The sequence below is a fragment of the Streptomyces sp. NPDC059009 genome (assembly GCF_042740175.1).
GTDB lineage: Bacteria > Actinomycetota > Actinomycetes > Streptomycetales > Streptomycetaceae > Streptomyces.
Map to the genome: position 1 here is coordinate 86674 of NZ_JBHYJB010000047.1, position 6343 is coordinate 93016.

6 protein-coding genes are annotated in these 6343 nt (G+C 70.8%); 5 read left to right on the forward strand and 1 reads right to left on the reverse strand.

Features of this window, described 5'->3' with window-relative positions; all coding sequences use genetic code 11:
• From ACFWYM_RS36665 to ACFWYM_RS36680, 4 genes are all read left to right on the forward strand, one after another.
• Complete coding sequence (locus ACFWYM_RS36665; RefSeq protein WP_384847150.1) at positions 1–759, forward strand: sensor histidine kinase; 759 nt, start codon at positions 1–3, stop codon at positions 757–759.
• A gap of 99 nt (positions 760–858) precedes the next feature.
• Positions 859–1344, forward strand: a complete 486-nt coding sequence (locus ACFWYM_RS36670; protein WP_384847152.1) for a MarR family transcriptional regulator — start codon at positions 859–861, stop codon at positions 1342–1344.
• Positions 1345–1489: 145 nt separating this feature from the next.
• Entirely contained in the window at positions 1490–2701 is a 1212-nt protein-coding gene (metK, locus tag ACFWYM_RS36675; RefSeq protein ID WP_384847154.1) for a methionine adenosyltransferase, read from the forward strand.
• A gap of 151 nt (positions 2702–2852) precedes the next feature.
• Complete coding sequence (locus ACFWYM_RS36680; protein WP_384847156.1) at positions 2853–3836, forward strand: carbohydrate kinase family protein; 984 nt, start codon at positions 2853–2855, stop codon at positions 3834–3836.
• A 13-nt stretch (positions 3837–3849) separates the two neighbouring features.
• Here the strand turns inward: ACFWYM_RS36680 and ACFWYM_RS36685 are convergent, their stop codons facing one another.
• Positions 3850–5061 (reverse strand): RNA-guided endonuclease InsQ/TnpB family protein, encoded by a 1212-nt coding sequence (locus tag ACFWYM_RS36685; RefSeq protein ID WP_384847158.1) that lies wholly within the window; start codon positions 5059–5061, stop codon positions 3850–3852.
• A gap of 155 nt (positions 5062–5216) precedes the next feature.
• On the opposite strand from ACFWYM_RS36685, the gene ACFWYM_RS36690 reads away from it, so the two are divergent.
• Positions 5217–6343: homocysteine S-methyltransferase family protein (locus ACFWYM_RS36690; RefSeq protein WP_384847160.1), on the forward strand; the 1127-nt coding region annotated here is incomplete at its 3' end.

Below are 6343 nucleotides of genomic sequence, written 5' to 3' on the forward strand. Positions count from 1 at the left end.
ATGTCCGTCGTCCCCCACGCCGCCGTCCCGCTGTCCCCCTTCTCCCCCTCGTCCCCCGTCTCCCGTGTCGACGCGCCGCCGCTGCCCGCGGAGGGCTCCCCGTCCGCCGCGGCGGCGGCCGCGCACCAGGTGCGCGGCCCGCTGTCCTCCGTACGCCTGCGGCTCGAACTGCTGCAGGACCATCTGCTCGGCCCGGCGGACGACCGGGCCCGGCGGGAGGTCCGCGGCATCCTGCACGAGGTGGAGCGGCTCGGGGACGTACTGGAGCAGGTCCTTGCCTGGGGGGCCATCGACCGGGGCAGCCCGCCGACCGAGACGGTCGACGCGCTCGGCGTCGCGGCGGGCCGGGTCGACGCCTGGTCGGCGCTGGCCGGGGCGCGCGGGGTGCGGCTCGGCCTGGACGGCGTCGCCTGTACGGGAGTTCAGGTCCGCGGCACGTTGGAGCAGGCCCTCGATGTGTTCCTGGACAACGCGCTGCACGTCTCCGCCGACGGCGGCGCGGTCCATGTCGTCGTGCGCGAGAGCGGCCAGGCGGTCTGTGTCGAGGTCGCCGACCAGGGGCCCGGCATGACGGACGAGGAGATCGCCCACGCCAGCGAGCCGTTCTGGCGCGGCGCTTCGGGGCAGGGCCGCCGGGGCACGGGCCTCGGCCTGACGATCGCCGCGGCCCTGCTCACCGCCTCGGGCGGCCGGCTCGAACTGGGGCCGGGCGAGAGCGGCGGACTGCGCGCCATCGCCGTACTGCCGGTGGCGGACTGACGGATGGCGGCACAAGCGGCACAAGCAGCGCATCCGGCGTATCCCGCGCATCCGGCAGGGCCTTCGGAACCTTCAGCATCTCCAGGAGGGGAGCACCACATGGACGGCACAGCACCGCAGTCCGGACCGGGGCTGCGCGACACGGAGCAGGAGTACCGGGCCACGGCTGACGCGACGGACCGCGAAGTGGCCCGGCTCATGGGGATGAACGAGACCGATCTGCGCTGTCTGGACTTCCTCCGCAGCACCGACGACGAGGTCTCCCCCGGCCTGCTCGCGGCCCGGCTCGGCCGGACCCCCGGCAGTGTCTCGGCGCTCCTCGACCGCCTGGAGCGCGGCGGTGTGCTCGTCCGCCGGGTCCGCCGCGACGACCGGCGCCGGGTCGTGGTGCACCCCACCGCGGAGGCATCCGCCCGCGCCGACGGGCTCACCGCCCCGTTCCGGGACGACCTCGACACACAGCTCGCCCGCCGCTACTCCCCCGAACAGCTCGCGGTGATCGCCGACTTCCTCGTGTTCAGCACGGATGTCCGGCGCGGCCAGCTGAAGCAACTGCGCGACCTGCCCTCGCCGCCGCGGCGCTGAGATGCGTCGAAGGAGGTAGCCCCGCGCTGCCGCTTTCGGCACACCGGTACCGATCACCGTTGCCCCGCGCCCGGCCCGATCCAGAGCATCGGTACACACACCACCAGTACGCACGCCCCTTCGACGCCGCCAACGGGAGAACCGCATGACTGCTCGGCTCTTCACCTCCGAGTCCGTGACCGAGGGCCACCCCGACAAGATCGCCGACCGGATCAGCGACGCCGTCCTGGACGCGCTCCTCGCTCAGGACCCCGCGGCGCGCGTCGCGGTGGAGACCCTGATCACCACGGGCCAGGTGCACGTGGCCGGAGAGGTCACCACCACCGCGTACGCCGACATCCCCACGCTGGTGCGCGAGGCGATCCTCGACATCGGCTACGACTCCTCCGCCAAGGGCTTCGACGGCGCCTCCTGCGGCGTGTCGGTCTCCATCGGCGCGCAGTCCCCGGACATCGCACAGGGCGTCGACACGGCGTACGAGAAGCGGGTCACGGCGGACGGGAGCGACGCGCTGGACCAACAGGGCGCCGGCGACCAGGGGTTGATGTTCGGGTACGCGACCGACGAGACGCCCGAGCTGATGCCGCTGCCGATCTCGCTGGCGCACCGCCTGTCGCGCCGGCTCGCCGAGGTCCGCAGGGACGGGACCGTCCCGTATCTGCGTCCGGACGGCAAGACCCAGGTGACCATCGAGTACCAGGGAAGCGTTCCGACGCGCCTCGACACCGTCGTGGTCTCCTCGCAGCACGCGGGCGACATCGATCTGGGGTCGCTGCTCACGCCGGACATCCGCGAGTACGTCGTCGAGCATGTGCTCAAGGAACTCGCCGAGAGCGGCACCGACTTGGCGACCGACGGCTACCGTCTGCTCGTCAACCCGACGGGCCGGTTCGAGATCGGCGGCCCGATGGGCGACGCGGGCCTGACCGGCCGCAAGATCATCATCGACACGTACGGCGGCTACGCCCGGCACGGCGGCGGCGCCTTCTCCGGCAAGGACCCGTCCAAGGTCGACCGCTCGGCCGCGTACGCGATGCGCTGGGTCGCCAAGAACGTGGTGGCCGCCGGGCTCGCGCGCCGCTGCGAGGTCCAGGTCGCCTACGCCATCGGCAAGGCCGAGCCGGTCGGCCTGTTCGTGGAGACCTTCGGCACCGCCACCGTCGCCCAGGACCGGATCGAGAAGGCCATCGACGAGGTCTTCGACCTGCGCCCGGCCGCGATCATCCGCGACCTGGACCTGCTGCGCCCCATCTACGCGCAGACCTCCGCCTACGGCCACTTCGGCCGTGAACTCCCCGACTTCACCTGGGAGAGGACGGACCGCGTCGACGCGCTGCGCGCGGCCGCCGGGCTGTAGGGCCCCGACCCACCCGACAGGCCCCCGGGCCCGTCCGACCGCCGTGCCCCCCCGGGCCCCCCGGCCCGCCTCGCGCCGCCGGGGCGGGCACGGTTCCCTGCCGCTGTTCATGGTGCGCGTCGCCGCCCCACCAGGTTCAAGGAGAAACGTCGTGCGTATCGCCGTGACCGGTTCCATCGCGACCGATCATTTGATGGTGTTCCCCGGCCGCTTCACCGACCAGCTGATCGACGGTGAGCTGGAGCGGGTGTCCCTGTCCTTCCTCGCCGACCGCCTGGAGATCCGCCACGGCGGCGTCGGCGCCAACATCGCCTTCGGCCTGGGCCGTCTCGGCACCAGGCCGATCCTGGTGGGCGCCGCGGGCCTCGACTTCGCCGAGTACGGCAGCCGGCTGCGCGAGGCCGGGGTGGACACAGAGGCGGTGCGGGTCAGCGAGTCCCTGCACACGGCCCGTTTCGTGTGCACGACGGACACCGACCAGAACCAGATCGCGACCTTCTACGCGGGCGCCATGGCCGAGGCCGTGCGGATCAACCTGGAGGACGCCCACTGGCGCACCGGGGGACTCGATCTCGTCCTGATCGGCGCGGACGACCCGCAGGCCATGCTGCGGCACACCGCCTCCGCCCACGGCCTGGGCATCCCGGTCGCGGCCGACCCGTCGCAGCAGCTGGCCCGCCTCTCCGGCGACCAGACTCGCGCCCTCGTCGAGGGGGCCACCTGGCTGTTCACCAACGCGTACGAGGCCGCGCTGCTGCAGGAGCGCACCGGCTGGAGCGAGGCCGACGTCCTGGCCCGCGTCAGCACCTGGATCGTGACGCGCGGCGCCGACGGCATCTCCCTCCTGTCGCGCGACGTGCCCCGCCGGGACATCCCCGCGGTCACGACGGACGCGGCCGCCGACCCGACGGGGGTCGGGGACGCCTTCCGGGCCGGATTCCTCGCGGGACTCGCCCGGCGGCTGCCGCCCGAGCGGGCCGCCCAACTGGGCTGTGCCCTGGCCACGGTGGCGCTGGAGTCGGTCGGCACCCAGGAGTACAAGCTGCTGGCCACGGACCTGCTCGCCCGCATCGACCGGGTCTACGGCAGCACGGCCGCACGGGACATCGAGCCCTGCCTGGCGGGTGTCTCTTGACTTCCTCCCCCGCCTAAGGGCGGGGGATTCCACGGGTCGCCCCGTGGGTTTCCTGCTTCGTCGCCGACTGCCCGCCCGGAGAACTCCGTTGAGGTCTTACACCAGCTCCACAGGCAGAGACCGCCAGCCCGGCGGCCTTGAGGTTGACAGCTGCGTTCACGTCCCGGTCATGGGTCGTACCACAGCTGTCGCACGTCCACGTACGCACGTGCAGCGGCATCTTCTTCTGCAAGGTGCCGCAGACGTGGCACAGCTTAGAGGAGGGGAAGAAGCGGTCCACGACCACGACCTCTCGCCCGTACCAAGCTGCCTTGTACTCCAGAAGGCTCCGGAACTCGCGCCAGGCAGCGTCGCTGATAGCACGGGCAAGGGAGTGGTTCTTGACCATGTTGCGCACGGTCAGGTCCTCGATCACGAACGTTTGGTTCTCACGCACGAGTCTCGTTGTGACCTTGTGCAGGTGGTCACGCCTGCGATCAGCGATGCGAGCATAGATCTTGGCGACCTTACGCCGGGCCTTGTCCCGGTTCGCCGACCCCTCCGTCTTCTTCGCGAGGCTGCGCTGAGCCTTTGCGAGCCGAGCCCGGTCCTTGCGCTCGTGCCTCGGATTTGCAATCTTCTCGCCCGTCGAGAGCGTCAGGAGGTGTTCCAAACCGGCGTCGATTCCGACCGCCGTATCCGTGGCCGGGAGCCGCTTCACAGTCGGGTCCTCGCACAGCACGGAGACGAACCAGCGTCCCGCACAGTCCTGACAGACCGTCACTGTGGTCGGCTGCATCCCCTCGGGCAGAGGCCGGGACCAGCGGATATCCAGCGGCTCGCGCATCTTGGCCAGGGTCAGCTTCCCGTCCCGGTACCGGAACGCCGAGCTGGTGTACTCCGCCGAGCGGCGCGACTTCTTCCGCGACTTGAAGCGCGGGTACTTGCCCCGCTTCTCCCAGAAGTTCACGAACGCGCCCTGCAAGTGCCGCAGCGCTTGTTGCAGAGGAACGGAGGACACCTCGGCCAGGTAGGCCAGTTCCTCGGTCTTCTTCCACGCCGTCAACATCGCGGAAGTTGCGTTGTAGTTGACTCGCTCGCTCTGCTGCCAGGCCCTTGTGCGGGCCTCCAGCGCCATGTTGTAGACCTTCCGCACGCATCCGAACGTGCGCGACAGCTCGGCTGCCTGCGCATCGGTCGGATAGAAGCGGTACTTGAAAGCCCGCTTCACGTGAGTGGCCGCCACGCTTCACAAACTAGCTGCGTTACATGTGAAACATCAAATCTGCGGGTCAGGGCACGGTCTTCCGCCCTGGCGGCGAAACCCCGCTCCTTGCCCTGCTCCGCAGGAGCGTCGTTCCTTCCCCGGCTAAGGCCGGGGGTATCCCGAGAGGAAACTTGATGACGGCGGCCACACGAACGGACGCCCTGCGCACGGCCCTTGCCACGCGTGTGGTGGTGGCCGACGGTGCGATGGGCACGATGCTGCAGGCGCAGGATCCGAGTCTGGAGGACTTCCAGCAGTTGGAGGGCTGCAACGAGATCCTGAACATCACGCGCCCCGACATCGTCCGCTCCGTGCACGAGGAGTACTTCGCGGTCGGCGTCGACTGCGTGGAGACCAACACCTTCGGCGCGAACTTCTCCGCCCTTGGCGAGTACGACATCCCCGAGCGGAACTTCGAGCTGTCCGAGGCCGGCGCCCGCATCGCCCGCGAGGTCGCCGACGAGTTCACCGAGAAGACCGGACAGCAGCGCTGGGTCCTCGGCTCCATGGGCCCCGGCACGAAGCTCCCGACCCTCGGCCACGCCCCGTACACCACGCTGCGCGACGCCTACCAGACCAACGCCGAGGGCATGATCGCGGGCGGCGCCGACGCGCTGCTCGTCGAGACCACCCAGGACCTCCTGCAGACCAAGTCCGCGCTCCTCGGCGCCCGCCGCGCCCTCGACGCCACCGGCGCCAACCTCCCCCTCATCTGCTCGGTCACCGTCGAGACGACGGGCACCATGCTGCTGGGCTCCGAGATCGGCGCCGCCCTGACGGCCCTGGAACCGCTCGGCATCGACATGATCGGCCTGAACTGCGCCACCGGTCCCGCCGAGATGAGCGAGCACCTGCGCTATCTCGCCCGGCACGCCCAGGTCCAGCTCTCCTGCATGCCCAACGCGGGCCTGCCCGTCCTCGGCAAGGACGGCGCGCACTACCCCCTGACGGCGCCCGAACTCGCCGACGCCCAGGAGACGTTCGTACGCGAATACGGCCTCTCCCTCATCGGCGGCTGCTGCGGCACGACGCCCGAGCACCTGCGCCAGGTGGTCGAGCGCGTGCGCGGGGTGCAGCCCACGACCCGTGACCCGCGCCCCGAGCCCGGCGCCGCCTCGCTGTATCAGACGGTTCCGTTCCGCCAGGACACCTCCTACCTGGCGATTGGCGAGCGCACCAACGCCAACGGCAGCAAGAAGTTCCGCGAGGCGATGCTGGAGGGCCGCTGGGACGACTGTGTGGAGATGGCCCGCGACCAGAT

Bases quoted from the DNA above. Each gene is read 5' to 3' on its own strand.
- ACFWYM_RS36665 (WP_384847150.1), top strand. From the start codon at position 1: ATGTCCGTCGTCCCCCACGCCGCCGTCCCGCTGTCCCCCTTCTCCCCC.
- ACFWYM_RS36670 (WP_384847152.1), top strand. From the start codon at position 859: ATGGACGGCACAGCACCGCAGTCCGGACCGGGGCTGCGCGACACGGAG.
- metK (WP_384847154.1), top strand. From the start codon at position 1,490: ATGACTGCTCGGCTCTTCACCTCCGAGTCCGTGACCGAGGGCCACCCC.